The organism is Nocardia sp. NPDC059691 (assembly GCF_042733915.1).
In the GTDB taxonomy this organism is placed as follows: Bacteria; Actinomycetota; Actinomycetes; order Mycobacteriales; family Mycobacteriaceae; genus Nocardia; species Nocardia sichangensis.
In genome coordinates this window covers 22,870-47,151 of sequence record NZ_JBHWFB010000009.1, presented here as the reverse complement: position 1 = coordinate 47,151, position 24,282 = coordinate 22,870, and the positions used below count along the sequence as shown (strand labels likewise).

General features: G+C 68.7%; 24 protein-coding genes. 10 read left to right on the top strand and 14 right to left on the bottom strand.

The features are described from left to right. Positions 1–174: 174 nt before the first annotated feature. A complete protein-coding gene (locus ACFV2O_RS20470) occupies positions 175–1,338 on the top strand; it encodes a sensor histidine kinase (RefSeq protein ID WP_379253155.1) in 1,164 nt (387 codons plus the stop codon). After that, entirely contained in the window at positions 1,335–2,006 is a 672-nt protein-coding gene (locus tag ACFV2O_RS20465; protein ID WP_379253154.1) for a response regulator, read from the top strand. Before ACFV2O_RS20470 ends, ACFV2O_RS20465 begins: the two co-directional genes overlap by 4 nt. Before the next feature lie 191 nt (positions 2,007–2,197). Here the strand turns inward: ACFV2O_RS20465 and ACFV2O_RS20460 are convergent, their stop codons facing one another. After that, a complete protein-coding gene (locus ACFV2O_RS20460; RefSeq protein WP_355079880.1) occupies positions 2,198–3,004 on the bottom strand; it encodes a VOC family protein in 807 nt (268 codons plus the stop codon). A gap of 634 nt (positions 3,005–3,638) precedes the next feature. Between ACFV2O_RS20460 and ACFV2O_RS20455 the strand changes: the two genes are divergently transcribed. The 4 genes from ACFV2O_RS20455 to ACFV2O_RS20440 are packed head-to-tail and all read left to right on the top strand — an operon-like array spanning position 3,639 to position 5,393. After that, positions 3,639–4,064: a hypothetical protein gene (locus ACFV2O_RS20455; RefSeq protein ID WP_355079882.1), complete on the top strand. Its 426-nt coding sequence runs from the start codon at positions 3,639–3,641 to the stop codon at positions 4,062–4,064. Beyond that, positions 4,061–4,360 carry an SH3-like domain-containing protein gene (locus ACFV2O_RS20450; RefSeq protein WP_379253153.1) on the top strand — a complete coding sequence of 100 codons (300 nt, stop codon included), beginning with the start codon at positions 4,061–4,063 and terminating at the stop codon, positions 4,358–4,360. Before ACFV2O_RS20455 ends, ACFV2O_RS20450 begins: the two co-directional genes overlap by 4 nt. Continuing rightward, on the top strand, positions 4,357–5,067 hold the full coding sequence (gene scnC / locus ACFV2O_RS20445; RefSeq protein WP_379253152.1) for a thiocyanate hydrolase subunit gamma: 711 nt from the start codon (positions 4,357–4,359) through the stop codon (positions 5,065–5,067). The genes ACFV2O_RS20450 and scnC overlap by 4 nt, the downstream gene beginning before the upstream one ends. Next, positions 5,064–5,393, top strand: coding sequence for a ScnB (locus tag ACFV2O_RS20440; RefSeq protein WP_379253151.1), 330 nt, complete (start codon positions 5,064–5,066; stop codon positions 5,391–5,393). Before scnC ends, ACFV2O_RS20440 begins: the two co-directional genes overlap by 4 nt. Positions 5,394–5,436: 43 nt before the next feature. Here the strand turns inward: ACFV2O_RS20440 and ACFV2O_RS20435 are convergent, their stop codons facing one another. From ACFV2O_RS20435 to ACFV2O_RS20415, 5 genes are all read right to left on the bottom strand, one after another. Beyond that, the gene (locus tag ACFV2O_RS20435) at positions 5,437–6,141 is read right to left on the bottom strand and encodes a hypothetical protein (RefSeq protein WP_379253150.1); all 705 of its coding nucleotides are present in this window, start codon (positions 6,139–6,141) and stop codon (positions 5,437–5,439) included. Positions 6,142–6,168: 27 nt separating this feature from the next. Then, positions 6,169–7,368, bottom strand: coding sequence for an MFS transporter (locus tag ACFV2O_RS20430; RefSeq protein ID WP_379253149.1), 1,200 nt, complete (start codon positions 7,366–7,368; stop codon positions 6,169–6,171). After that, positions 7,362–8,582, bottom strand: a complete 1,221-nt coding sequence (locus ACFV2O_RS20425; RefSeq protein WP_379253148.1) for a cytochrome P450 — start codon at positions 8,580–8,582, stop codon at positions 7,362–7,364. The genes ACFV2O_RS20430 and ACFV2O_RS20425 overlap by 7 nt, the downstream gene beginning before the upstream one ends. Positions 8,583–8,718: 136 nt before the next feature. Continuing rightward, on the bottom strand, positions 8,719–9,597 hold the full coding sequence (locus tag ACFV2O_RS20420; protein ID WP_355079893.1) for a response regulator transcription factor: 879 nt from the start codon (positions 9,595–9,597) through the stop codon (positions 8,719–8,721). 101 nt (positions 9,598–9,698) lie between these two features. Further along, positions 9,699–10,682, bottom strand: coding sequence for an LLM class F420-dependent oxidoreductase (locus ACFV2O_RS20415; RefSeq protein WP_379253147.1), 984 nt, complete (start codon positions 10,680–10,682; stop codon positions 9,699–9,701). A gap of 194 nt (positions 10,683–10,876) precedes the next feature. Here ACFV2O_RS20415 and ACFV2O_RS20410 point away from each other — a divergent pair, with 194 nt between their 5' ends. The 4 genes from ACFV2O_RS20410 to ACFV2O_RS20395 all read left to right on the top strand — a co-directional run bounded on the left by ACFV2O_RS20410 (position 10,877) and on the right by ACFV2O_RS20395 (position 14,426). Next, positions 10,877–12,118 (top strand): serine hydrolase domain-containing protein, encoded by a 1,242-nt coding sequence (locus ACFV2O_RS20410; protein ID WP_379253146.1) that lies wholly within the window; start codon positions 10,877–10,879, stop codon positions 12,116–12,118. A 267-nt stretch (positions 12,119–12,385) separates the two neighbouring features. Next, positions 12,386–12,715 carry a metalloregulator ArsR/SmtB family transcription factor gene (locus ACFV2O_RS20405; protein ID WP_355079898.1) on the top strand — a complete coding sequence of 110 codons (330 nt, stop codon included), beginning with the start codon at positions 12,386–12,388 and terminating at the stop codon, positions 12,713–12,715. A 121-nt stretch (positions 12,716–12,836) separates the two neighbouring features. Further along, positions 12,837–14,063 (top strand): MFS transporter, encoded by a 1,227-nt coding sequence (locus tag ACFV2O_RS20400; RefSeq protein ID WP_356960819.1) that lies wholly within the window; start codon positions 12,837–12,839, stop codon positions 14,061–14,063. Between the two features lie 39 nt (positions 14,064–14,102). Then, complete coding sequence (locus ACFV2O_RS20395) at positions 14,103–14,426, top strand: metalloregulator ArsR/SmtB family transcription factor (protein ID WP_355079902.1); 324 nt, start codon at positions 14,103–14,105, stop codon at positions 14,424–14,426. On the opposite strand, the gene ACFV2O_RS20390 is transcribed toward ACFV2O_RS20395, so the two are convergent. The 8 genes from ACFV2O_RS20390 to ACFV2O_RS20355 form a co-directional block, all read right to left on the bottom strand. Next, positions 14,416–14,937: a hypothetical protein gene (locus tag ACFV2O_RS20390; protein ID WP_379253145.1), complete on the bottom strand. Its 522-nt coding sequence runs from the start codon at positions 14,935–14,937 to the stop codon at positions 14,416–14,418. The two genes, ACFV2O_RS20395 and ACFV2O_RS20390, sit on opposite strands and share 11 nt — an antisense overlap. Then, complete coding sequence (locus ACFV2O_RS20385) at positions 14,934–16,175, bottom strand: acyltransferase family protein (RefSeq protein ID WP_379253144.1); 1,242 nt, start codon at positions 16,173–16,175, stop codon at positions 14,934–14,936. The genes ACFV2O_RS20390 and ACFV2O_RS20385 overlap by 4 nt, the downstream gene beginning before the upstream one ends. Positions 16,176–16,250: 75 nt before the next feature. Continuing rightward, complete coding sequence (locus ACFV2O_RS20380; RefSeq protein WP_379253143.1) at positions 16,251–17,318, bottom strand: SGNH/GDSL hydrolase family protein; 1,068 nt, start codon at positions 17,316–17,318, stop codon at positions 16,251–16,253. 53 nt (positions 17,319–17,371) lie between these two features. Continuing rightward, positions 17,372–18,841 carry an MFS transporter gene (locus tag ACFV2O_RS20375; protein ID WP_379253142.1) on the bottom strand — a complete coding sequence of 490 codons (1,470 nt, stop codon included), beginning with the start codon at positions 18,839–18,841 and terminating at the stop codon, positions 17,372–17,374. A 111-nt stretch (positions 18,842–18,952) separates the two neighbouring features. Next, the gene (locus ACFV2O_RS20370) at positions 18,953–20,542 is read right to left on the bottom strand and encodes an ATP-binding cassette domain-containing protein (RefSeq protein ID WP_379253141.1); all 1,590 of its coding nucleotides are present in this window, start codon (positions 20,540–20,542) and stop codon (positions 18,953–18,955) included. Next, complete coding sequence (locus ACFV2O_RS20365) at positions 20,539–21,393, bottom strand: ABC transporter permease (RefSeq protein WP_379253140.1); 855 nt, start codon at positions 21,391–21,393, stop codon at positions 20,539–20,541. The genes ACFV2O_RS20370 and ACFV2O_RS20365 overlap by 4 nt, the downstream gene beginning before the upstream one ends. A gap of 4 nt (positions 21,394–21,397) precedes the next feature. Next, complete coding sequence (locus ACFV2O_RS20360) at positions 21,398–22,330, bottom strand: ABC transporter permease (protein WP_379253139.1); 933 nt, start codon at positions 22,328–22,330, stop codon at positions 21,398–21,400. Then, positions 22,327–23,958 carry an ABC transporter substrate-binding protein gene (locus ACFV2O_RS20355; RefSeq protein ID WP_379253138.1) on the bottom strand — a complete coding sequence of 544 codons (1,632 nt, stop codon included), beginning with the start codon at positions 23,956–23,958 and terminating at the stop codon, positions 22,327–22,329. Before ACFV2O_RS20355 ends, ACFV2O_RS20360 begins: the two co-directional genes overlap by 4 nt. Between the last annotated feature and the right edge of the window lie 324 nt (positions 23,959–24,282).

The window sequence follows — 24,282 nt, the reverse complement described above, 5'->3', positions numbered from 1 at the left end:
GGGCCTGGGAAGACATCGCGCCGACGAGGGACTTCGCGTCCCCCGCACGGGGGACGCGGGCGCGTCCGCACCCGGGCAGAGTTGTCGTCCGTGCGGCGTCTTCGGACGGGGCCCGATCATTAGGATCACCCTCAGGGCTCGGCACCGGAACCGAATGGAGGCGGTGACGAACTGGTGGACGTGAGCAGGTCGCTGGCTCGCCAGTCGGTGGTGGTCGCCGTGGTGGCCGCCGCCATCGACGCGGTGGTGCTCGGTCTGTGCGGCGTGTTCGCGGTGGCGCCGTGGCAGACGGTCGCCGCCGTGACGGCGATCGTCGCCGCCGATCTCGCCTTGGCCGCGCCGCCCCGGACGGCGGGCGTGGTCGCGGCGGTGCAGGTGCTCGTCCGGCTCCTGGCCGCGCTGCTGCTGTACCGGCACGGATTCCCGGTGCGATTCGCCGACGTCGGGTTCCTGGTGGCGGGATATCGCGCGGGGGCATGGCTCGCCGGGCCGACCTCCGTGCTCACCATGCTGCTGCTGTGCGCGGGAGTCGCGGGAGCGCACCTGTTCACCGACAGCGCCGCGGCGCACGACTGGCGGCTGTTGCTCGCCGCGACCGTCTCCGCGGGCTGCGTACCGTGGCTGGTCGGCCGTTACACGGCGGCGCGCGGCGCCTACATCGCCGATCTGGAGCAGCGCGCCCGATTGCGGCAGCAGGAGCACCGGACGGCCGTGGAGCGCGCCGTCACCGATGAGCGGGCCGCCATCGCCCGCGACCTGCACGACGTGATCTCGCATCACGTCAGCGCGATCGGCATCCACGCGGGCGCGGCGCGGCTGGCCCTCGGCGGCACGCCGAGCGAGGCCGCCGCCCGGTCGCTGTCCGCGGTGGAGTCCAGCAGCCGGGCCGCGATGGTCGATCTGCGCCGCCAGCTCGACCTGCTGCACGGCCACGAGGACGAGGGGCAGCGCCAGCCGGGACTGGCCGACATCGACGGGCTGATCGAGCACGTCCGCGCGGCCGGGCTGGACGTCGAGACAAACGTGCGCGGCGAGGCGGTGGAACTGCCGGACTCGCTGAACATCACGCTGTACCGCATCGTGCAGGAGATGCTGACCAACGCGCTGCGGCACGGAGACGGTACGCACGCGCGACTGGAGGTGGAGTACCTGCCCAAGCGGGTGGTGCTGCGCGCGACCAATCCCCTCGCCGCCGAACCGGTCACCGCGGACACCTCGGTACCGCGTGGCCTCAACGGAATCCGCCGCCGCGCCGAGCTGTTCGACGGCGACCTGGACTACGGCCGCGACGCCACGCACTGGCACACCACGGTGTCGGTGCCGATCGGAGGATCGTGAACCTGCCCATCCGCGTCCTGATCGCCGACGACCACAGCATGTTCCGTTCCGGCCTGCGCGCCGTCGTCGACAGTCAGCCGGATCTGGATTGCGTCGCCGAGGTGAGCGACGGCCGCGCCGCGATCAGCGAGACCGCCCGGGTACGACCGGATGTCGCGATCCTCGACGTCCGGATGCCGAAACTGGACGGGCTCGCCGCCACCGCCGCGATCGTGGCCGCGGGCGGCACGCACGTCCTGGTGCTCACCACCTACGACAGCGAAGCCAACCTGTATCGCGCCCTGCAGGCGGGCGCCAGCGGGTTCCTGCTGAAGAGCCTGCCGCCGGAAGAACTGGTCACGGCCATCCGGATCGCGGCGCGTGGAGACGCGCTGATCGACCCGTCGATGACCCGCCGTCTGGTCTCCCGCTTCGCGACCACGCTCGCACCGCCGCGCACCCCACCGGAGGTCCATCAGCTCACCGCCCGCGAACTGGAGGTGCTGCTGTTGCTCGCCGACGCGCGCAGCAATGCCGAGATAGCCGCGCAGCTCGGCGTCGGCGAGGAGACGGTGAAGACCCACGTCTCCCGTATCCTGGCCAAACTCGGTGTCCGCGATCGCATCCACGCCGTGGTCTACGCCCATCAGCACGGTCTGGTGTCGCCGGAATCGGCGCGCTCCGACTGACCTATCGCCCGGGGCCTGGACCTCGATGAATCGCCGCACCCGTCGGCACGAGCGTCGTTCATGAACCGTGTCGACCGGGCCCTACGCTCCCGCGCCGCGAGCCGCGGAGTCCGTCGACACCCCCGCCGAGACCACGATTGCTCCGGCGGCGACAACCGAGCGCGGCGGCTCGGTTGTCGCCGCCGGACGACTCACGCGCCGGTCGGCGGCTCCCCGACTGTCGTCGTCGGATCGATGAGGCCGAAGACCTCACCCTGCGGCCCCTGGACGAGGCCCATGCGGCCGAAGGGACTGTCGTCGGGTCCGGACATGACGGTGGCGCCGAGATCGCGCGCCTTGGCGAGCGCGTCATCGGTGTTGCCGACCTGGAACCAGGCCAGCCAATACGACGGGTTGTCGCCCGGCATCTTCGTCGAGTCGTTGATGCCGCCGACGGCGTCCCCGCCCTGCGGCAAGCTGAAGGTGGAGTAGACGAAATTCTCCCCGTCGCCGATTTCGGAGTACTGCCAGCCGAACACATCGGCGTAGAACTCCTGGGCCTTCTTGTAATCGCTGGTGTGCAGCTCGTTCCAGCAGTAGGCGCCGTGCTCGTTGTATACCCCCGCGCCGCTGTGGGCCTTTGCCTCCCAGATCCCGAAGACCGCGCCGGTGGGGTCGGCGCCGACGACCATGCGGCCGACATCGAGCACGTCGAACGGTTGCATCATCAGCGAACCGCCCGCGGCGTTCACCTTCTCCGCGATGGCGTCGGCGCTGTCGGCGGCGAGGTAGGTCGTCCACACCGACGGCATCGGCATGCCTTCCGGCTTGGGTCCGATGCCCGCGGCCGCGCGGCCGTTGCGCATCGCCATCAGGTATCCCCCCGCCTCGGGCGGGCTGTCCTGGATCTCCCAGCCGAAGAGTGCGCCGTAGAATTCGCGGGCGCGCGCCGGGTCGTCGACCTGGCAGTCGACCCAGCACGGTGTTCCCTGCGGCCAGCTTCCGTCATGAGTGGGCATTGCGGGTGCCTCCTGATACGGGTTGCCGAATGTGCGGCCGAGACAGCCGGCACACGGCTAGTCAACCATCAGCATTCCGTTGGAGTGGGCCGATTCAGCCGCGACTCCGGTCCTGTTCGCGAGCCTGAGACCAGGCGAAAGACCCCCTACACAGATCAGTCCCCGGTAGTCTCGTCGTTTCCGTGATCCTCAGTCGTCGCTGAGTCTCCGGTTTTGCGACTGGCTTGCCGGGGGCCTAGCCGGATCCTGGGTCGGTGTCTTCACTGCCTACCGACGTCTCAGCTGACAGTGCGCTCACCTACCGGTGCTCCGGTGTAATGACTAGTTTCCTCCACATTTTCCGCTAGTCAAGAGGGTCGGCAGCGCAATTCTCCGAGCCGGGCGCGCCCGTCTTCGCCGCGCCACAGGCATCCTTCAGCAAATCGATCTCGACGTGTACGCTCGGTATCCGAACCATGCGATTGTGACCGAGGTCACACCTCGTCGTCCGACTGCACCCGCCTGGGGCGGGCCGTCCCGTTGGAGTTTCCATGGCGCTCGCTCCCCCTCCAGTTCCTACCAGGGAAGGCGTGCGCGAGCACACCTGTCGCAACCGCCCCGCCGTGGACCCAGGATCCGTCACTTCGGAGACATGATGAGCGCACCGAACCGATTCGACGAGTTGCAGCATCGCGTCGCGGACCTCGCACCGGTCTTTCGCGAGCCGCTGGACTCGCCCTACGAGATCTCGAACGCGTTGTTCGCCGCCCTCCGGCACGTTCTGCACGACGTGGGCGGCCAGCCGGACACTCCGGTCGAGTACCGGGAGAAGGAGGAAGAGGCCTGGGAGATGAGCACGTACGTCACCTGCGAATGCCTCGGCTGGCGCGGCGTATGGAACTCCGAGGAACGCAGGCGAGCGGAGAACGACCTCGGCGCGACGCTGTACTTCGGCCTCCCCTACTACGCGCGCTGGGCGACCGTCGCGGCGAAGACATTGGTCGCCAAGGGATTGATCACCCCCGACGAACTGTCGGCCAAGCTGGACGAAGTACGCGCACGAATGGAGGCGCGCACATGAGCAGGAGGTACCGGATCGGCGACCGTGTGCGCGTCCGCGACGCCACGTCGATGTTCCACACCCGCATGCAGGCCTACACCCGCGGGCACATCGGTGTCGTCGTCGAGTACCGGCCGGAGTGGATCATCCCGGAGGACGAGGCATGGGGACGGGACGACGGTCGCGTCGAGCCGTTCTACGTCGTGCGATTCCGCCAGAAGGATTTATGGCCCAAATACACCGGCTTCGACGTCGACACCTTGGAGACGGAGGTCTCCGAGCGCTGGCTCGAGCCCGCGGAGGAGGATGCCCAGTGAGCCCGACCCACGATCACGACGCGCACGCGCCGATCCGGACCAGCGAAGAGATCAGCGAATTCGAGGTGCTCGAGACGGCGGTGCGGGAACTCGCCATCGAGAAGGGGCTGTTCTCCCAGGAAGACCACCGCAGGTTCGCGGAGTGGGCCGAATCGGTGGGTCCGCACGGCGGGTCGAAGCTGGTCGCCAAGGCGTGGACCGACCCCGAGTTCAAAGCCCGCATGCTCGCCGACGGCACCGAGACGTGCAAGGAGATCGGCATCGACTGGCGCGATCCGACCGGATCGGGGACGCCGAGCGACTACACCTACTTCTACGTGCTGGAGAACACGCCCGAGGTGCACAACGTCATCGTGTGCACGCTGTGCTCGTGCTATCCGCGACCGGTGCTCGGGATGTCCCCGGACTGGTATCGCACGCCCAACTACCGTCGCCGCCTGGTGCGCTGGCCCCGCGAAGTGCTCGCCGAATTCGGCTTGCACTTCCCGCCCGACGTCGAGATCCGCGTGCACGACTCCAACCAGAAGTCGCGGTTCATGGTGATGCCGATGCGCCCCGAGGGCACCGAGGGCTGGACCGAGGAACAACTGGCGGCCATCGTCACCCGGGACACGATGATCGGCGTGGCACTGCCCCAGGCCGATTGGACCGCACAGCAGCCACCGAACCGAGTCGAAGCCGCCGCCGAGAAGGAGGGACGCCCGTGACGAGCGGTCCGTACGAAGTCCTGCTGGAGACCTTGGACCCCACGTCGCACCGGGAGACCTCGCTGCCCGAACTCGACGGCAAACCCGACCCGTGGGAGTCCAGCATGCAGGCCACGTGCGAATGCCTCTCGTGGCGCGGCGCGTTCGACAACCTGGAACGCCGCCACGCCGAGGACACACTGGGCGAGACGATCTATCGCGACTTCCCGGTACGCACCCGCTCGGTCGTCGTCACGGCGCACACCCTGATGGATCGCGGCGTGATCAGCCCGGACGAATTACGCGCCCGCATGGACGCCGTCCGGGAGCGATTCCACCGGCAGTAGCCCCTCGGAACCAGCCCGTGGGCTGCGAGCGGTAGGCGTCTTCCTACTTCGTCGGCGCCGGGTTGAACGGCTGGTTGATCGTGGTGAAGTATTGCGAGGCCGCCAGGATCGCTACGGGGGCGGTCACCAGCAGCTGCCCGACCAGAGTCCCCAGCGCTCCGATGGCGAGAATGCCGCCCAGGCAACCCACCGCCGCGGCAGGCAGGAACGCGCCGAACAGGCCGACGATCGCGGCCGAGGCCACCGTCGCGCCCGCGATGCCGCCCAGGACGCAGCCGACGGCTCCGCCGGTGAGGCCGCCGACGAGGGTGCCGATCGTGGCGCCCGCGGCGATGGTGGATGTCATCCGGCTCCAGGCCGCCACCTCGCGGTCGTACGGGGTCTTCCAGGGAGCGGAGTCCTCGTAAGGCAGTGCCACCGGTCGGTAGACGGCGTGGCCGAGGTCGAATCGCGGCGTCAGGGTGGCGGTGTGACCGGTGATGTCCGCGGTGATCGGAAAGACGAAATCGTCTACCCGAAACGACAATTCGGTGCCCGCGAGCACCGTGCCGTCGGTCGCGGTGATCTTGAACACGCCGTCGGCGGCGGTGAGCGATCCGCCGTCGGTGGTGACGGTGACGGCCTGCGGGGTGCTGACGGCGGTGTAGTTCACCGCCTCGTCGCCCGCTGCGGGAGCCGCCTGAGCGAGATTCACGGCGGTCGTGGTCGCGGCGACGGCGAGCGCCGTCGACACAAGTATCTTCTTCATTTCGATCCTTGTTCGGAGTGAATTGACTTACGAGAGGTCCGAATCGGTGGTCACGGGCAGCAGCACGGTGACCACCGGAAAAACGAGGGCGCTGCACACCGAGCACAGCGATCCCACCGCCCAGAAGGGCGAGTCGGCCTGCAGCAGTGCGGCTGCCGCCGCGGTGCCCGCCATCATCCCGCCGTACTGCAGCGAGGAATTCAGCGCCAGCACCGTGCCGCGGGCCCGCGGCCGCAGGGTGCCCGCCAGCGTCGTCAGCGCCGACTGGCCCAGCCCCACCGCGCCGCCCCAGACCACCTGGACCGCGACGGCCGCCACCAACGACCCGGTGGACAGCGAGAACGCGAGGACCGAGGCGGCCGCCACCAGCGTGGCCACCGCGACGACCCGGCGGCCGCCGACGGCATCGGCCAGCCGCCCGCCGCAGACATTCCCGGCGACGCTCATCGCGCCGCCGCCCGCCAGCGCCAGACCCACTGCGCCCGTGGACAACCCGAAGTTGTCGGCGTAGAAGAGCCCGGCATTGGCGAACATCCCCTGCAGGCCCGCGGTCCACAAGAACGTGCACAGCAGGGTGTACACCACCGCCGCATCGCCCAGCGCCGCGCGGATCGGCGCGTCACCGGCCGCCGCCGTCGGCGCACCGCCCGGTACCAGCCTCGCGAGCGGTCCGAGCAGCGCCGCGGCGGCGATGCCGATGCCCCAGAACGTCCAGTGCCACGACACCGCGCCGGCGAGGAACGCACCCGCGGGCACGCCGACCACCGACGCGCCCATCATCGCGCCCACGATCACGCCGATCGCGGCACCGCGCCGCCGCGGCTGCACCTGCCCAGAGACATGGGCCAGGATCGCGGGCACCAGCATCGCCGCGCCGACGCCGGAGAGCACTCGAAAGCCGAGCAATACAATGAAATTCGCGCTGAATCCGGTCGCCGCGGCGCCGGCCGCGAAGACGGCAAGCCCGAGCGTCATCAGCCGCGTCCGGCCCCACCGATCCGACAGCGGCCCGAAGACCGGACCCGCGACCAGATAGGCCAGGGCGTACGCGGTGACCAGCAGTCCGCCCACCCGCGGCGGTGCGCCCACCTCGTGGGTGATCCGCGGTGCGAGCGGGGAGACGACCAGCGCGTCCAACCCGACGAGACAGGCACAGGTGGCCAGCACGGTCAGCCAACGCCATTGCGGGACGGCGCGGGCCCGGGAGCCCGCTGCCGAGGTCACCACCGGGCCGGCAGCGTCTTCGGTCGCAGGGTCAGCAGTCCACTGGACCATTCGACGTCGTCCGGCGGCACGGCCAGCTGTAACTCCGGCAGCCGCCGCGCGAGGGTCGCCAGCCCGATCTCGAGCTCGAGCCGTGCCAGGCCCGCACCCGGGCAGAAGTGGCTGCCGTGCCCGAACGCCACATGTTTGACATCCTCGCGGAACAGATCGAGCCGGTCCGGATCGTGGACGTGGCGGGTGTCGCGCCCCGCGGCATGCATGATCGGGATGACGCCCTCGCCCTTGCGCACCGCGACGCCACCCACCTCGAGATCATCGGTGGCGATGCGCAGGAAGCCGATCTCCGAGGGCGGCGCGTAGCGCAGCAGTTCGTCCACCGCGTGCCGCACCACCTCCCGGTCATCGACGCGCGCGACCAGCGAGGCCCACTGATCCTGGTGCCGCAGTATTTGATACGTCGCGCGACTGAGCGCGCTCACCGTGGTGTCGTGCCCCGCAACCAGCAGATTCACTGTCAGCCAGACCAATTCCTGCTCCGAGAGGCGGTCCCCGTCGTCGCGCGCGGTGATGAGGTCCGACAGCAGGTCCTCGCCGGGCGCGCTGCGGCGCTCGGCCAGCAGCGAGACGACATAGGCCGCGGACTCGTCCCTGGCCCGCAGCCGCTCGTCGGCGGTGTGGGCGGTGATGCTGACCAGATGATCGGTCCAGCGCTGGATGTCGGCCCGGCGCTCCCGCGACGCGCCGAGCAGATCGGTGATCACCCAGATCGGCAGCAGGGCCGCGAAGTCGTGGTGCAGATCGGCCGGACGCGGACCCGCTTCGAGGGCGTCGACGAGTTCGTCGGCGATCTCCTGGATCCGCGGCCGCTTCTGTTCGGCGCGTTTAGGTGTGAAGGCCGGCGAGATCAGCCGCCGCAGCCGCCGGTGGTCGGCGCCGTCCTGGCTGAGCAGATTGAAGGGATTGTCTCCGAAGTCGGGGCCCTTGATCACGCGCGGAGCTCCCGGCTCCCGCAGGGCAGCGCGGGACAACCGCGAATCCGACAGTGCCGCAACGACTTCGTCATATCCGGTGACCGCCCAGGCGGTGTCGCCACTGGGCATGCGGACCCGCACGACCGGGCACTGCGCGCGGAGTTCGGAAAAGCGTTCCGGCGGCTCGCCGAGTGGGCCGAGCGGAAAGGGGTAGGAGTCGAGATCTTCTTCGACGATTTCAGTCATCGGGATATTTCCTTCCAGAGCCGAAGGAGGTTGAGGGAAACCGAATCGGACACGATTCGAAAGTTTCAAAACTCTCGAACTAAACGATAGCAGCCGAGGTCTCCGTCAACAAGACGGAAACTCGGCGCCGCGGTCGTCAGCCCGCTTGTGAGGTGATGGCCACACTCGGCCGCAGATATACGATCGCCTGCGCCCGGGTGCGCACCGATAACTTGCGCAGGATATTCGACACGTGGAATTTCACGGTCTTGTAGCTGACGTGCAGAACTTGAGCGATTTCGCTGTTGGACAATCCGTCGGCCACCAGGATCAGGATTTCCAGCTCGCGCTGGGTCAACGTGTCCAGAGCGGTGACCGACCGGGTAGAGGCCGCGGGCAGATAGGGCACCGTCGCTTCGAGCACGAGCCGGGTGATCGAGGGCGACAGCAGCGCCTCACCGCGGATCACGCTGTCCACCGCGTTCACCAGATCGACGGCACTGGAACGCCGTGAGACCAGGCCACGGACGCCGGCCTGCAGATATCGCAGCAGCAGTTCGCTGTCGGTGCCGTCCGACACCACCACCACACCGACACCACGGTCGGGACGGATGCCGGTGAACCGGGCGGCCAGCGCGGGCCCGTCCCAGCCCGGGTTGGCACAGTGGTCGAGCACGACCACATCCGCCTTGCCCGCCGCGACCATGTTCAACGCCGCCTGGCTGTTGGTCGCAGGCCCGACCCAGCCGAGGTCGGGCATGCCACGCAGAATAGAAACCAGTCCGCTGCGCATGATCTGCTCCCCGCAGACCACCACTACTCGAGCCGCCGCCGTGTTCCGTCCGGCATCTTCGCCGAATTCGCCGGTCTCGTGATTTGCGCCTAACAACTTCATCTGCGCCCCGCAAGCTTCTGTAGTTATAGGTGGGTCCCGATTGTTGAGAATCCGACGACCTTCCCGATAACGCGAAATCGAAAGACGGTTACCGGCAAGATCGATATCTGTCAAACTAACACAGGCCCACGTGTGCGGCAACAGGTGCGCACTCCTACTAAAAATTCCGTCGCTATTAATGATCTCCGAGAATATTAATCTTGTTCGAGGATTCGACGATCGTCCCACAACCACCGCCCGCCTCATCGCGGGGCCAGCTCGCGCACCGTGCGCCACACCGCGGCCGGCCCACCGGCCAGCAACTCCGGTGACGACTGGAGCATCACGACCGGCGTGTCGACGCCCGCGTCGACGTAGCGCTGAATCTGCTCGCGGCACCGCGCCGTATCGCCGTGGATGAGAATACCGTCCACGACCTGGTCCGGGATCGCCGCCGCGGCCCGCAGCGGATCGCCGCTGTCGACGTACTTGTTCACCAGGGCAACCACTTCGGCGCGGCCGAGCCATTCGTGGAAGGCGCGGTAGGACGGGCGGGTGAACAGGTGCGCGAGCATCCGGCGCCCGGCCGCGCGGGCGTATTCGACGTCCTCGGTCGGGCATACGAAGATGCGCGCCACCAGTTCACCGCGGCCCCGGTCCTCGCCCAGTGCTCGCACGACGGTCGGAATGTCCTCGGCCGCGAGGAAATTCGTGATCGATCCGGCCCCCTCGCGGAAGCCGAGCCGCAGCATCCGCGTGCGCAGCGCGCCGACCATGATCCGCGGCGGTTCCGCGGCCGGATAGCCCAGTTGGAAGCCCTCGAAGTCGATAGTGTCGAACGGACCCGTCACGACGCCGTGGGTGAAGACCTGCCGCAGGAAGCGGACCGTGTCGCGCACCCGGCGGTAGGGCTCGGCCATGGGGACGCCGTTCATTCCGGTGACCAGCTGCGGGCCCGAGGAGCCGACGCCGATGACCACCCGGCCGGGCGCGAGATCGGCCAGCGCCGAAGCGGTTTGGGCGATCACGGCGGGTCCGCGCGTGTAGACCGGCACCACCGCCGTCCCCAGCCGAAGGCTCGGCGACCCCCAGGCCGCGGCCAGCACCAGCGGGGTGAAGGCGTCCACGCCGGCGAACTCGCCGGTCCACGCGTCGGTGTAACCGAGGTCGGCCAATTGCTCCAAGATCACGCGATGGTCGGGCAGCGAAACCAGCGGTAACGGCAGCGTGATTCCGTATCGGGGCATGAGAAACCAACCTCCCACATCATTGGCATCGGGGCGCTGTTCGGGCACCACGCAGTCGTAATACGTTGTCCCACAAGTAAGTTCGATAGTTGTACATCTATCGAACTAAAGCTACTATTCTCGATGTCGGCTTGGCAAGTACCGGGCCGGATCATTCCGGATTCCCGGTACGCGATAAAGGCAGGAATCACCTCATGTCGGAAATCAAAATCGAAATCGATGCGACCGAGGCCGGGTTCGATCCCGCGCGGCTGCGGCGCTTCGACGACTACCTCGACCGGCTCGTCGACGCGGGCCGCATGGCGGGCTGGGTCGGAATCATCGCCCGCGACGGCAAGGTCGTGCACGTCGGCACCGGTGGACATCGCGACGCCGAGGCCGAACTGCCGATGGCGACCGATTCGCTCTTCCGGGCGTGGTCGCTGACCAAGCCGTTCACTTCGGTCGCGGCGATGGCGCTTTACGAGGAGGGCGCGTTCGGGCTCAACGACCCCGTCAGCGACTACATCCCCTCGCTCGCCGACGTCCGCGTCTACAAACGGCTCGGCGGCGGTAACCTGGAGACCGAGCCGGCCCGCGAACCCATCCGCATCTGGCATCTGCTCACCCACACCGCGGGATTCACCTACGGTTTCCATCACTCCCATCCGGTGGACGAGCTGTACGTCCAGCGCGGATTCGAGTGGAGCGCTCCTCCCGGCATCGATCTGGCCACTGCCGTGGACACCTGGGCCACGCTGCCGCTGCTGTTCGAGCCGGGCACCGCGTGGAATTACGGGGTGAGCACCGACGTACTGGGCCGACTCCTCGAGGTGGTGTCGGGACAGTCGCTCGACCGCGTGTTCGCCGAGCGGGTGCTGGATCCGCTCGGCCTGCACGACACCAAATTCTGGATCGAGCCCGAGGAGGTCGACCGGCTGGCGGCGATCTACATGGCCGATCCGGCGACGGGGCGTGCGGTGCGCAACGACGTGCTCGCGGGCGGCGATCCGACGCACCGGCCGAGCTGGCTGTCCGGCAGCGCGGGCCTGATCACCTCCGCCGCCGATTTCCATCACTTCCTGCAAATGCTGTTGCACAACGGCGCCTGGAACGGCGGGCGCGTGCTGTCGCCGCAGACGGTGAGATACATGACCACCAACCAGCTTCCGGGCGGCGCGGACCTGGGCGCGATCGGGCGCCCGGTGCTGCCCGCGCTCACCACCCTGAACGGCCTCGGTTTCGGCTTCGGCTTCTTGACCGCCGAGAATCCGGCCGCCACGAAAGTCATCGCGACGCCCGGCGAATTCTCCTGGTACTCCGCCACGAGTACCTACTTCTTCGTCGATCCGGTCAAGCGCATCACCGCGATGGCGTTCCCGCAGCTGTTCCCGTCCAAGGCGTTGCCGCTGTACTCGCGGCTGCGCCAGCTCGTGCACGCCGCGGTGGTCGACTAGCGCCGATCGCGAGCGGGGCGCCGGTCGCGATCGGCGTCCCGCCGCGGCTGCTGGCTTGTTCATGCGACCACTTCCGTTGCTGCGCGAGCGTTCCGCCCAATGCTGCTCGGAGCGCGGCGAGCTGTCTTCGGCCGCGGGCCCGGTATCCCTCACGAGGCATCAGCCCTCGGTCCGGTCGGCGGACCTGGACCTTGGACCGGTATCGGACGAGAAAACGACTATGATCGAAATCTCGATCGGGCACGAACGCAGCGGAAGGCGGCCATCATGGCGCGAGTAGTGAACCAGCCGGCTCGCGACGACCTGGAACTCACCGCCATCTTCCACGCGCTGAGTGATCCGGCCCGGCTGGCGATGGTCTGCGAGCTGGCCGCGCGGATCGACGAGATGTCGTGCAGCGAACTGAACCCCGACCTGACGAAGTCCACCCTGTCGCATCACCTGAAGGTCCTGCGCGAGGCCGGGCTCACCGCGACCCGCGTCGACGGCGTGCGCCGCATGGTCTCGCTGCGCGCCGCCGATCTCGACGCCCGCTTCCCCGGCCTGCTCGACACGGTGGTGCGCAGCGCCGCCGCGCCGGTCCCCGCGCGGGCCTGATCTCCCGAAAGCCGCACCGGCACCGACTCTTCCGTTGACGAGCGGCATGCCGCCTGTCACCATGTGGTCATGATTTCGATAATCGTCGAAATCTAGTACAACTACTCAAGGCAGGTGCCTCATGGTTTCCTCGACCACCGCTGCCCGCGACGAATCCGACGTCGGCAGCCGTCGGCTGCTGATCGTGGGATCGATCTGCGCGGCCCTCGTCGGGCTCGACGCGCTGATCGTCGCGCCGCTGGCGCCCACCATCACCAGGGACACGCACGCCTCGGTGGATTCGGCGGGACTGCTCGTCACCACATACGCCCTGGTCTACGCGGTGACCGGGCCCTTGTTCGGCCCGGTGTCGGACCGGTGGGGGCGGCGCAACGTCATTCTCACCGGGCTCACGATCTTCAGCATCGGCACCGCATTGACCGGCATAGGCTCGAATTTCGCCGTGCTGCTCGTGTTTCGCGGCCTGGCCGGGCTCGGCGCGGCGATGATGGTGCCGAGCATCTTCGCCGCGGTCGCCGATGTCGTCGCGCCGGAGCGGCGCGGGCGTGCCATCGGCATCATCATGGGCGCGCTCACCGGCTCGTCGCTGATCGGCGTGCCCGTCGGATCCTTCGCCGCGGACGCCTTCAGCTGGCGGGTGTCCTTCTGGGCCATCGCCGTGCTCGCCGCGCTGGCATTGGCCGTCGTGCCGCTGACCCTGCCGCGCATCCCGGTCGCCGCGACCCAGGCCGCGGTGCATCCGCTGCGCGCGTACGTGGACAAGTTCCGCGCCGCGTTCAGCAATCCGTCCGTGTTGTTCGTACTGTTGTCGACGTTCTTCTGGACCGCGGGAAACCAGGGCATGTGGGCCAATGTCGGCGTCTACTTCACGACCAATTTCGACCTGTCCACCACGGCGATCGGATTGGTGCTGCTGGTGATCAGCGCCGTGGGCGTCTGCGGGAACTTCCTCGGCGGGCGGCTCACCGACCGGTTCGGCAAGCGTGTGGTGATCGCGGCCGCCGGCCTGGGGGTGGCGGTGGCGCTGATCGCCTTCTCCAGCCTCGACGGTGCGCTGGTCGTGCCGGTGATCGTCGCGGCGCTGTGGGTGCTGGCGTTCAACATCGGCGCCTCCTCGATCACCACGCTGGTCAGCGAGTTGGCGCCGGCAGCGCGCGGTACCGCGTTGGGGCTGAACTCCTCCGCGCTGTACGCGGGGTCGACGGTCGGCACCTCCGCCTCGGTGGCGGTGCTGTCGGGCACGCACAGCTTCGTCTGGCTCGGCATCACCTGCGCCGTTTCCTGCCTGCTGGTCTTCCCGATCGTGCTGGGCCTGGTCCACGAGCAGGCCGCCGAGGCGGTGGCGTGAGCCGCCTCGGCGGTCGCGGCGAAAGGTAGAATCGGCCCAGTGCGCGCACTCCAGCATCCCTCCATCGAATCGGTGAGCCTGCCCACCCTGCTGCATGCCCTGTCCGACCCGGTGCGGCTGGAGATCGTGGCAAGGCTGCGGCAGGAGGAGGCGATCACCTGCGGCGGATTCGACGTCCCGGTGAGCATGTCCACGCTCTCGCACCATCTCAAGGTGCTCCGGATGGCCGGTCTGCTGCGGGTGATCCAGGAGGGCAGCTACCGTCGCAACGAATTGCGTTACGACGAGGTCGAGGCCCGCTTCCCGGGAGTGCTCAGCTCGATTCTGCACAACGCCCCCGCCCTCGTCCCGGCTACGAGCTGAAGGTCCGGGTGACCGGGCCGAAGGTCGAGGTGACCCCGGCTGCGGAGCCGCAGCCGGCGATGTCGGCGGTCAGGTAAAGCCCCGCGCCGTCGACATGGTCGCCGAGGAATTCACCGTCGGTCACCGTGCCGGAGATGACGATCAGGGTTTGCCCGGCGGGCCGGTTGACGTAGACGGTCCGGAACTCGAAGGTGCTGTGCCGTCCGTTGTTCCAGTCGATCCGCGAGGCGCCGGTCCCGGCGGCAGGTCCGCACCCGATCGTCGCGGGCCCGCCCGCGTGGGTGGCGCCTCCGGTGATGGTCGGATCGCTGGAGACGCACGAGCCGAACACCGCGTCGGTGCTGATCCGCACCGGCCTGGGCGTATCGGTGATGCCAGGCGAGTAGCTCACCGTACTCGTTCCCGCACAGGCGATATGGGTGGCGGCGGCCCGCGCGGGCGAGGCGGGCCACAGGGCGGTCGCGGCGGCCACCGTGGTGACCGCGGCGGCCGTCAGGACGAACGTCCTCACAGGTCGGCTCCTTCCGTGGCGGCGGCCGCCGGAGCGACGGTCAGCCCGGCGCTCGATGGCGGCGGCGTATCCGATTGCGAAGCAGCCTGTTTCGCCGCCGCGGGTGCGGGGATCACCACAGCGGCAGCGACACGGCGGCGGGGGCGGCTCCAACGCCGCACGATCGCATTCTCGAAGCCGGAGTACAGCCCCCAGGCGATCAGGGTGTCCAGCACCAGGAATCCGAGGATGACCAGGATCGCCGCTGGTGTCGCCCAGGCCTGCTGGATGCCGAACAACTGATGGCGATAGTGCAGGACGAGCTCGTGGATCATGTAGAACGCGAACGAGATGTCCCCGAGCCAGACCACGAAGCGCCACCGCCACGGCGAGAATGTGCCGCGCACGTCGGCGGTCGCGGCGGCCAGGATGAGCAGCGCCGTCGGGATCACGCCGACCGCGACCAGCGCCCACATGTACGGCGCCCAGAGCTGGACCACGAGCCCCGCGACGACCAGCAGCGAGGCCGGGGCGAGCGTCAGCGGCGCGCGGCGCCCCGACAGCAGCAACTTCGCCAGCAGGATGCCCAGCAGAAAGTCCAGCACGCGCACCGGCGGGAAGAGGTAGAGGAACCAGAACTGGTACACCGGGACGTCGGTGGCGAACGGCACCCGCGGCTGATCCGGCAGCAGAAGCGCGAAGAACGGCAGCAGCACGATGGTCGTGAGCACGCCGATCGTCGCCGCCCACAGCCGTTCCGGGCGGATCCGCTCGACCGCGGCGAGCAGCCAGGGGAACAGCAGGTAGAACAGCGCCTCGCAGCACAGCGACCAGGCGACGGTGTTCATGCTGGCGAAGTTCTGCACGACCGGCACCCAGGTGTGCACCAGCAGCAGGTTCGGGATCGCCACCCCGGCGGTGACCGACTTGCCGGCCCAGATCAAAAGCCCGAAGGCGATGGCCCAGGTCAGGACGTGGTTGGGATAGATCTTCACCAACCGCCGCCGCCAGAACGCGCGCTTGGTGTCGCCCGGCCGCGCGGACCAGGTCAGGACGAAACCGCTGAGGACGAAGAAGAACCCGACGCCGGTCCAGCCCTCGCGTTTCAGCAGAAACGACGCGGCGTGCTTGGCGTCGGGATCGGTGAAGAATCCTTCCAGCGAGATATGCGTGAAGAACACCAGAAGTGCCGCGGCGAACCGCATTCCGGTGAGCGTGTGCAAACGGGTGGATCGGGGCGCTATCGGCGCTTCGGTCACGGGAACCCTCCTGAGCAGACCGAGCGGAAAGAAGACCCGTTCAGTGTCCGAAGAGGGCATACCGGACGTCTTCGGTCAACGGACCGGTTCGGATGCCGGTCTCCCGGCCGGTCCTCCGGCGGGTACCTGGACCGCGGACCCGGCCAGCACGGCCGCCAGCCGGGGACCGAAGCGCTCGGCCAGCAGGGCATCGCCCGCGGCGTCGGGGTGCAGTCCGTCGATCGTGAGCCCGGCGTCGGCGGCCCCGAACAACTCGTCGCCGGGAACCAGATGCAGGTTGCCGTCGCCGAGGCCCTGTAAGACCCGGACCACGTTCTCCACGAGTTCGCGCACGCCGGACAGCGTGAGCTCGTGCGGATTCGGCTCGTGTTCGCGCTCTACCCACACCGGCGGGGAGAAGACGACCACCGGCACGTCGGGGTGGGCGTCGCGGATGGTCTCCAGGAATCCGGCCGCCAGCCCGCCGAGCGAGCGTTCGGTGAACGGGCCGCGGATGTAGAGGTTGGGTCCGAGTTCGACGGAGATCAGGTCGGCGGGCCTGCTCGCGATCGTCCGCGCCACGAACGGGTCCAGATAGGCCTGTGCTGCGAATCCGAGATCCAGCAGCCGCCAGCCGTAGCGGCGCGCGATGCGGGCGGGCCAGGTCTCGCTGGGCGAGGCGGTGACCAGGCATTGGGTGATCGAGCTGCCGTAGGTGATCCAGCGCGGGCCGGTCGCGGGCGCGGGCTCGATGGTGGCCGATGCGGCGACCGAGATCGGGCCGACCTGGGTGATCGCGCCGCGGTGCGGAAGCCACAACTGCACTTCCGACCGCTCTCCCGGCAGCCGGGCGATCAGTTCCTCGGCGCCGGCGCCGACCGGAAGGCTTTGCGACAGTCGCCCGTTCACGAAGACGTCCACGGTACGCGGACGCGGGGTCCACACCGGCGTCGAGCGCAGACTCAAGGACAGTTCGGGCGCGTCGGTCACGACGCCGATGCGCACACCGGTCGGGACCACGGCGTGTTCGGTCAGTTCCGGGGAGAACGCCGTGGCCAGCCGGCGCGGCGGCAGCCGCCAAGGCTGGCGCCAGCCATCGGATTCGGTCACATCGACGACGCCGTCCCAGCCGGTGGGTATGTGTGCTGTCGTTCGCTCGGTCATGATTTCGATTGTTATCGAAATCTAGATCAAAAGCCATACCTCGCGGCGCGCGGTCATCGATCGACCGCCGCTTGCGCCGATTGCGCCGAATCCGGCTGTGTCACCACCACACTGGGCGTCCGGGCACGATCCAGCCGCAGCGCGAGCGCGGCGGCGCCCACGATCAGCACCAGATGCACCCAGAGAACCGCCTCGACGGCCGTGGCGTACTCGCCGCGCCCGGGCCCGCTACCCGCCACGGCGAAGAACAGCGTCCCGAGCACGGCGAGTCCGACCGCACCCGAGAACTGCTGGGTGGTGTTCACGACTCCGGAGGCGCTGCCCGCCTGGTGCGGCTCGACCGTCGCCACCGTGACGCCCAACGCGGCGGGCAGGATGAACATATTGCCGAAGCCGAGCAGCGCGTTGCCGATGACAACCCAGCCGAGCCAGATGTGCCCGCCGAACCCGTGCAATGCCACGCCGAGCCCGATCAGTGTCACGATGTCGATGCCGCAGCCGAGCACTATCGCACGGGCCTGCCCGTGCGCCGCGATCACCCGCCTGCCGACCATCGGCGCCAGCACGACCAGCGCCCCACGGGCGGCGAACGCCAGCCCGGCCTGTAAGGCGCTGAGCCCGAAGCCTTCCTGGAGCAGCAGCGTGACCGCGAAGATGCCGCTGGTGAACGTCGCCATGAACGCGACGTTGATCAGGATGCCGAACATGGTCGATCGCCGCCGGAAGAAGTCGAGGTCGATGAGCGGGTCACCGCCCGCGGCCGCCAGGCGGCGCTCGTAGGCCAGCACCGCGAGCAGGCACGGCACGGCCGCGACCAGGCAGACCCAGGTCCACAGCGGCCAGCCCAGTTCGCGCCCGAACGACAGCGGCGCCAGCGCGAGCGCCAAGGCGGCCGTGATCCCGATCAGGCCCAGCGGATCCAGCCCGGGCCTGCGATCGAGAGTGCGCGCGGGAAGCACCCGCACGGCGACGGCCAGCATCACCGCTCCCACCGGCAGATTGAGGAAGAACACGGTGCGCCAACCCCATCCGGCGACATCCGCCGAGATGAGCAGTCCACCGAGTACCTGCCCGACCACCCCGCTGGCCCCCGCGGTCACGCCGAACCAAGCCAGCGCCCGGGTCCGGTCCCCCGCGTCGAAATTGGCCATGATCGTGGCCAGCACCTGCGGGACCATGGCCGCCGCCGTGAGGCCCTGCAGGATCCGGGCGCCGACCAGTTCCACCGGCGACTGCGCGAGCCCGCACAGCATCGAAGCGACGGTGAAGCCCGCCATGCCGATCAGGAACAGCCTGCGGTAGGTGTAGAGGTCGCCGAGCCTGCCCCCGGTGATCAGACCGGCGGCATAGGCGAAGATGTAACCGCTGACGACGAGTTCGAGCGCCGCCGGTCCCGCGTGCAGCTCGCCGCGGATCGCGGGCAGCGCGATGTTGACCACGTTCGTGTCGAATCCGGACATGAACGTCGCCGCGAGCACGACGGGGAGCAAGAGCGGCGACCGCTGCGGGTTCGGGGGCGTCACGATGCCTCCTGGAAATCGTTGGAGGTCCAGTCTTTCGAGTCCGCGAGTCGCTGTCTTCGGCCCGCGGCCCAGGATCGGGGCGGGACCGGGGACCGTAGGGCCTGCGCCGGTTCATGCCCGCGGCCCCGTGTAATCCGGCAGCACGGGCACGGCCGCGAGGAGTTCGCGGGTGTACTCCTCGCGCGGCGTCGTGAACAACTCGTCGGCCGCACCGGATTCGACCACTCGGCCCGCGCGCATCACCACGATCTCGTCGCTCAGGTGGTGCACCACGCCCAGATCGTGCGAGATGAAGATCAGCGCGACACCCAGTTCGCGGCGCACCCGCAAGAGCAGGTCCAGGATCTGCGCCTGAATCGAGACGTCCAGCGCCGAGACCGGTTCGTCACAGACGATCAGGTCCGGCCCCGGCGCCAGCGCCCGCGCGATGGCGACGCGCTGCTGCTGTCCGCCGGACAGTTCGAGGGGGCGGCGCGATAGGACCGAATCGGGTAATCCCACCGCGGTCAGCAGGTGGCGGGCCCGAGCCTGCCGGTCTGCGCGCCGGACCTTTCCCGCCTCCAGCGCCTCGTCCAGCACCCGGCGAACGGTGAACCGCGGGTCGAACGAGCCCAGCGCATCCTGGAAGATGGCCTGCAGGCGCACCCCCGGAGTAACGGTGACCGTACCGCCGTCCAGCTTTTCCAGGCCCAGCAGCGCCCGCGCGAGTGTGCTCTTGCCCGAACCGGATTCGCCCACCACGCCGACGACTTGGCCGGGAGCGACCGAGAGGTCGACCCCGTCCAGCGCCGCGAACGGCGCACCGTCGGGATCGCGGAACACGCGGCGGGCGTCGAGCACGCGCACCAGCGCGCCCTTGGGCCGGGGCGTGCGCGGCGCGGGAAGCTGTGCCGCCAGATCGAATTCGGCTGGCGACAGGCGTGCGCCGCGAGTGTGCGCCGACGGCACCGCGGCCAGCAGCAGGCGGGTGTAGTCGTGCGAGGGGTTGGCGAGCACCTCGGCCGTCGGCCCCTGTTCGACGATGCGGCCGTCGCGCATCAGCGCGATCCGATCGGCGACCTCGGCTACGGCCGCCAGGTCGTGGCTGATGAGCAGCAGCCCGGTGCCCGCGTCGCGGATTTCGCGCAGCAGGACGAGAATCCGCCGCCGCACCGAGGCGTCGAGGGCGGTGGTGGGTTCGTCGGCGATCAGGAATTGCGGCTCGGCTGCCAGCGCCGTCGCGATCAGCGCCCGTTGCCGCAGCCCACCCGAGAGTTCGTGCGGATACTGCCGCAAGCGGCTGCGCGCGTCCGGAATCCCGACGCGGGTGAGCAACTGCTCCGAACGGTTCGTGACCTCCGCCGCCGCAACCGTGCGGTGAATCCGCAGCGCCTCGCGAAGTTCCTGCTCGATGCGCCGCAGCGGGTCCAGGGATCCCAGCGCGTTCTGCGCCACGTAGCCGACCGTGGCGCCGCGAACCCGGCGCCACCGGCGCTGCGACCAGCCACGGCCGTCCTGCCCGGCGATCCGTAACCGCTCCGCCCGCACCCAGCCGTCCCGTTGGGTCAACCCGATCAGCGCTCGGGCGGCGACGCTCTTGCCCGAACCGGATTCGCCCACCAAGGCCACGCATTCGCCGGCCTCGATCGTCAACGAGATCCCGTGCACCACCTCGATGCGACCGAAACCCGCTGTAAAATCGGTGATTTCCAATGCTGTCATCGCGCCACCCTGCCCTCAGAGAGTCCTTGCCAGAAACGGGCCAGGACCGTGATCGACACCACCGCGGCGACCACGAACAGACCCGGGAAGACGCCGAGCCACCAGGCGCGGCTGAGCAGATTGCGGGACTCGGCCAGCATCGAGCCCCATTCGGGCGTGGGCGGCACGGCGCCGAGCCCGAGGAAGCTCAGGCCCGCGCCCGCGATGATGCCGGTGCCGACGCCCAGCGGCGCGAGCACCAGCAGCGGCGCCAGCGCGTTGGGCAGGATGTGGCGCACCGTGATGCGCCATCGGCTCTGGCCGAGGGTGCGCGCCGCCTCCACGTAACCGCTGATCCGCACCACTAGACCCTGCGAGCGGACCAGGCGGGCGTAGTACGGCGTCGCCGCCAGCCCGATCGCCAGGGCGGAGTTGCGCGCACCGGGCCCGGAAACCGCGATCAGCACGAGCGCCAGCAGCAGCCCGGGAAAGGCGAGCAGGATCTCGGTCAGCCGCATCAGCACCGCGTCGATCAGCTTCGACGGACCCGAGGCCAGCAGACCCACGACCGATCCCAGCGCGACCGCGATCGCGGTCGCGGCCACGCCGATACCGAGGGAGGTGCGGGCGGCGTAGACGGTCCGGGAGTACACGTCGCGGCCGAGCCGGTCGGTGCCGAACGGATGGGACGGGCTCGGCGGATGCAGCGCGACCCGCCAGTCGTTCACGGCGGGGTCCACACCGGTGAGCAGATGCGGCGCCACCGCGGCCACCACGATCAACAGCAGGACGACGGCCGCGGGCCATACCGGCCACGGCACCGATCGGAACCGGACGGGCGACCCGGTCCTGATGTTCGGGACGACGGTCATTTCCTCACCTCCGCAGCCGGGGATCCAGGACCAGATACAGCAGGTCCACCACGAGATTGATCACGACGAACAACAGCGCGGCGAGCAGGACGACCGCGTTCACCACGGAGAAGTCCTTGGTCATCACCGCGGAGACGGTCATCTTCCCGATACCAGGCCGCGCGAACAGGGTTTCGGTGAGCATGGCGCCGGTGAGCAGGACGCCGAGCATCCAGCCCGTCATGGTGACCGTCGACAGCGAGCCGTGCCGCAGCACATGCCGCAGCCGCACCGCGGGTTCGGTCAGCCCGCGCGCCCGCAGGGTCAGTACGAACGGCTGCTCGAGAGACCGGTCGAGCGTCTCGCGCAGCACCTGCCCCAGCTCGCCCGCCATCGGGATGGCCAGGCACAGCACCGGCAGCACGAGGCTCGCCATGCCGCCACCGCCCGCGGGCGGGAACAGGTGCAGCTGGAACGAGAACAGCGTCAACAGGATCAGTCCGATCCAGAACGCGGGCAGCGACACCGCGAGCAGTTCCGAACCGGATACCGCCGCGCGCACGAACCTGCCGCGCCCCGCGGTCGACAGCGCCGCGGGCACCGCGATCACCAGGGCCACCAAGATGGCTCCGGCCGCCAGTTGCACGGTGGGCCACAGCTGGCTCTGCAGCGCGGTGCGCACATCCTCGCTCAGTTGATAGGAGTGACCCAGATTCCCGGTCAGCGGTCGCAGCACCGTGTGCAGGTACTGCCGCCACAGCGGCTCGTCCAAGCCGAGATCCGCGGCGATCTGCGCGCGCACTTGCGGCGAAGCGCTGGTCTGCGCGCCCAGCAAAGTGTCCACCGGGTCGCCGGGCGTCAACCGCAGGGCGAAGAACGTCACCGTCTGTGCCCCGAGCAGCACCAGCGCCCCGGTCCACACCCGGTGTGCGATGATGCGAAATAGTTTGTGCCTCACTTGGACTCCACCCAGGTGTCGTAGAACTTGCTCCAGCCGTTGGCATCCAAGGCGAAGTCGTGTACCCGCGACGCGGCGGCATAGTTGCTGTTGTAGACGTACACCGGCAGCCCATAGGCCTGATCCAGGATCAGTTGCTGCGCCTGCTGATAGAAGCCGTAGCGCCGCGCCGGATCGGTGCCGGCCCGGCCCTGCGCCAGCAGTGCGTCGACTCCGGCGTCGTGCACCTGCCCGGTGTTCGAACCGCCTTTGCGGGCATCGCGATCGGACTGGTACAGCGTGGCCAGCACGTCCGGATCGGACCGGCCCCAGCTGCCGCCGGTCATCTCGTAATCGTTGCGCTTGAGCAGATTGGTGTAGGTGCCGTAATCGACCGGTTCCAAACGCAATTCGATGCCGACCTTCTTCAGTTCCTGCTGCACCGCCTGGGCCACCACGTCACGGGACTCGCGAATCAGATTCGACGCATATGGCAGCCCTATGCTGAAGCGGCGCCCATCGCGGGTGCGGTAGCCCTGCGCGTCGCGCCCGGTGTAGCCGAGTTCGTCGAGCAACCGGTTCGCGGTGGCGACGTCGTAGCCGGCGCGCCCCTCCGCGGCGCGGTCGTAGCCGGGCGTGGTGGGCGAGAGCGGTGCGTAGGCCCGCGGGTATTCGCCGAAGTAGACGCTCTTCACGATGCCGTCGAGGTCGACGGCCGCGCCCACCGCCCGCCGGGCCCGGATATCGGAGAACGGTTCCTTGGAGACATTGAAGAAGTAGGTGTACGGCACGCCGGGCGAATTCCGGTTGACGAGCTGGAAATCCCCGTCGCGGCGCAGATCCGCGATCTCCGTCGGCGGAGTGTCGGAGATGACGTCGACCTGGCCGCCGCGCAGTGATCCGGTGCGCACGGCGTCCTCGGTCAGGACGCGCACGGTGAGCCGTTCCAGATAGGCCGGTCCGGTGTGCCGCGCGTTCGCCGGGGGCCAGCGGTACTCGTCGTTGCGGACGAAATCTATGCCCTGCCCGCGGCGGACCTCGACCTCACGGAAGGGACCCGAGCCAACCGCGAACCGGCCCCCCGCGCACAGGTCGTCGGGGTGCTCGGCGAGCACCGCGGGTGAATAGAAGCCGAGATACGCCGTGCTCGCCGCCTGCAAGAACGGGACATTCGGCGATTTGAACCGGACGCGCACCGTGTATTCGTCGAGGACGTCCGTCCCCGCGTAAGGGCCCAGCAAACTGGCCGCATACTGAGATTTCGTTTTCGGCGAGACAATATGCTCGAAGTTCGCCTGCACCGCGGCGGCGTCGAACGGCCGACCGTCGAAGAATCGCACGTCCCGGCGTAGCGTGAAAGTGTATTCCCGGCTGTCGTCGGAGATCTGCCAGGCGGTCGCGAGCCACGGCGCGAAGGTGCCGTCGGTTTTCTGTGCGACCAGCGAGTCGAATACATTTCGCTGCAATTCACCCACGATATCGCCTGCGCTGACATGCGGGTCGATACATGTCGCCTCGCGATGCACACCATAGGTCAGCGTGCCGCCGGGCCGGGGCGGTCCGGCGTCCCGGACCGAACCGGATCCGCCGGTCGAACACGCGGTGCACGCGACGACGAGCGCCGCGAGCACAGCCGCCGATCGGGCCATCGGCAGATTCCATTTTCGCATCACACATTCTTTCCGACGGATGGGGTAGCACAGAAATACGGTGCAAGGAGTGAACCCCCACGTATGGCGCCCGCCCATATTTTCCGACGCGGTGGATTCAAAGCATTGACATTGCTTCACATCCTGTGGTGCACGTATTTTCGGCGAGTAAAGGCCCTGCACCGCAATGCCTTCCCCGCCGCCGGTCCAGGTCGCGACCAGTCCCCGGTCCAGTCGTATATCGATAGGAACCGGGCCTGGGACGTGAATTCAATAGAGACCACAGCCGGAAGACCGGAACTCGCTTTCGAAACAGACTGGATT

Excerpts from the sequence above, each read along its gene's own strand:
- ACFV2O_RS20460 (WP_355079880.1), bottom strand. The coding sequence starts at position 3,004 with ATGCCCACTCATGACGGAAGCTGGCCGCAGGGAACACCGTGCTGGGTC.
- ACFV2O_RS20455 (WP_355079882.1), top strand. The coding sequence starts at position 3,639 with ATGAGCGCACCGAACCGATTCGACGAGTTGCAGCATCGCGTCGCGGAC.
- ACFV2O_RS20450 (WP_379253153.1), top strand. The coding sequence starts at position 4,061 with ATGAGCAGGAGGTACCGGATCGGCGACCGTGTGCGCGTCCGCGACGCC.
- ACFV2O_RS20435 (WP_379253150.1), bottom strand. The coding sequence starts at position 6,141 with ATGAAGAAGATACTTGTGTCGACGGCGCTCGCCGTCGCCGCGACCACG.
- ACFV2O_RS20425 (WP_379253148.1), bottom strand. The coding sequence starts at position 8,582 with ATGACTGAAATCGTCGAAGAAGATCTCGACTCCTACCCCTTTCCGCTC.
- ACFV2O_RS20415 (WP_379253147.1), bottom strand. The coding sequence starts at position 10,682 with ATGCCCCGATACGGAATCACGCTGCCGTTACCGCTGGTTTCGCTGCCC.
- ACFV2O_RS20410 (WP_379253146.1), top strand. The coding sequence starts at position 10,877 with ATGTCGGAAATCAAAATCGAAATCGATGCGACCGAGGCCGGGTTCGAT.
- ACFV2O_RS20405 (WP_355079898.1), top strand. The coding sequence starts at position 12,386 with ATGGCGCGAGTAGTGAACCAGCCGGCTCGCGACGACCTGGAACTCACC.
- ACFV2O_RS20400 (WP_356960819.1), top strand. The coding sequence starts at position 12,837 with ATGGTTTCCTCGACCACCGCTGCCCGCGACGAATCCGACGTCGGCAGC.
- ACFV2O_RS20380 (WP_379253143.1), bottom strand. The coding sequence starts at position 17,318 with ATGACCGAGCGAACGACAGCACACATACCCACCGGCTGGGACGGCGTC.
- ACFV2O_RS20370 (WP_379253141.1), bottom strand. The coding sequence starts at position 20,542 with ATGACAGCATTGGAAATCACCGATTTTACAGCGGGTTTCGGTCGCATC.
- ACFV2O_RS20365 (WP_379253140.1), bottom strand. The coding sequence starts at position 21,393 with ATGACCGTCGTCCCGAACATCAGGACCGGGTCGCCCGTCCGGTTCCGA.
- ACFV2O_RS20355 (WP_379253138.1), bottom strand. The coding sequence starts at position 23,958 with ATGGCCCGATCGGCGGCTGTGCTCGCGGCGCTCGTCGTCGCGTGCACC.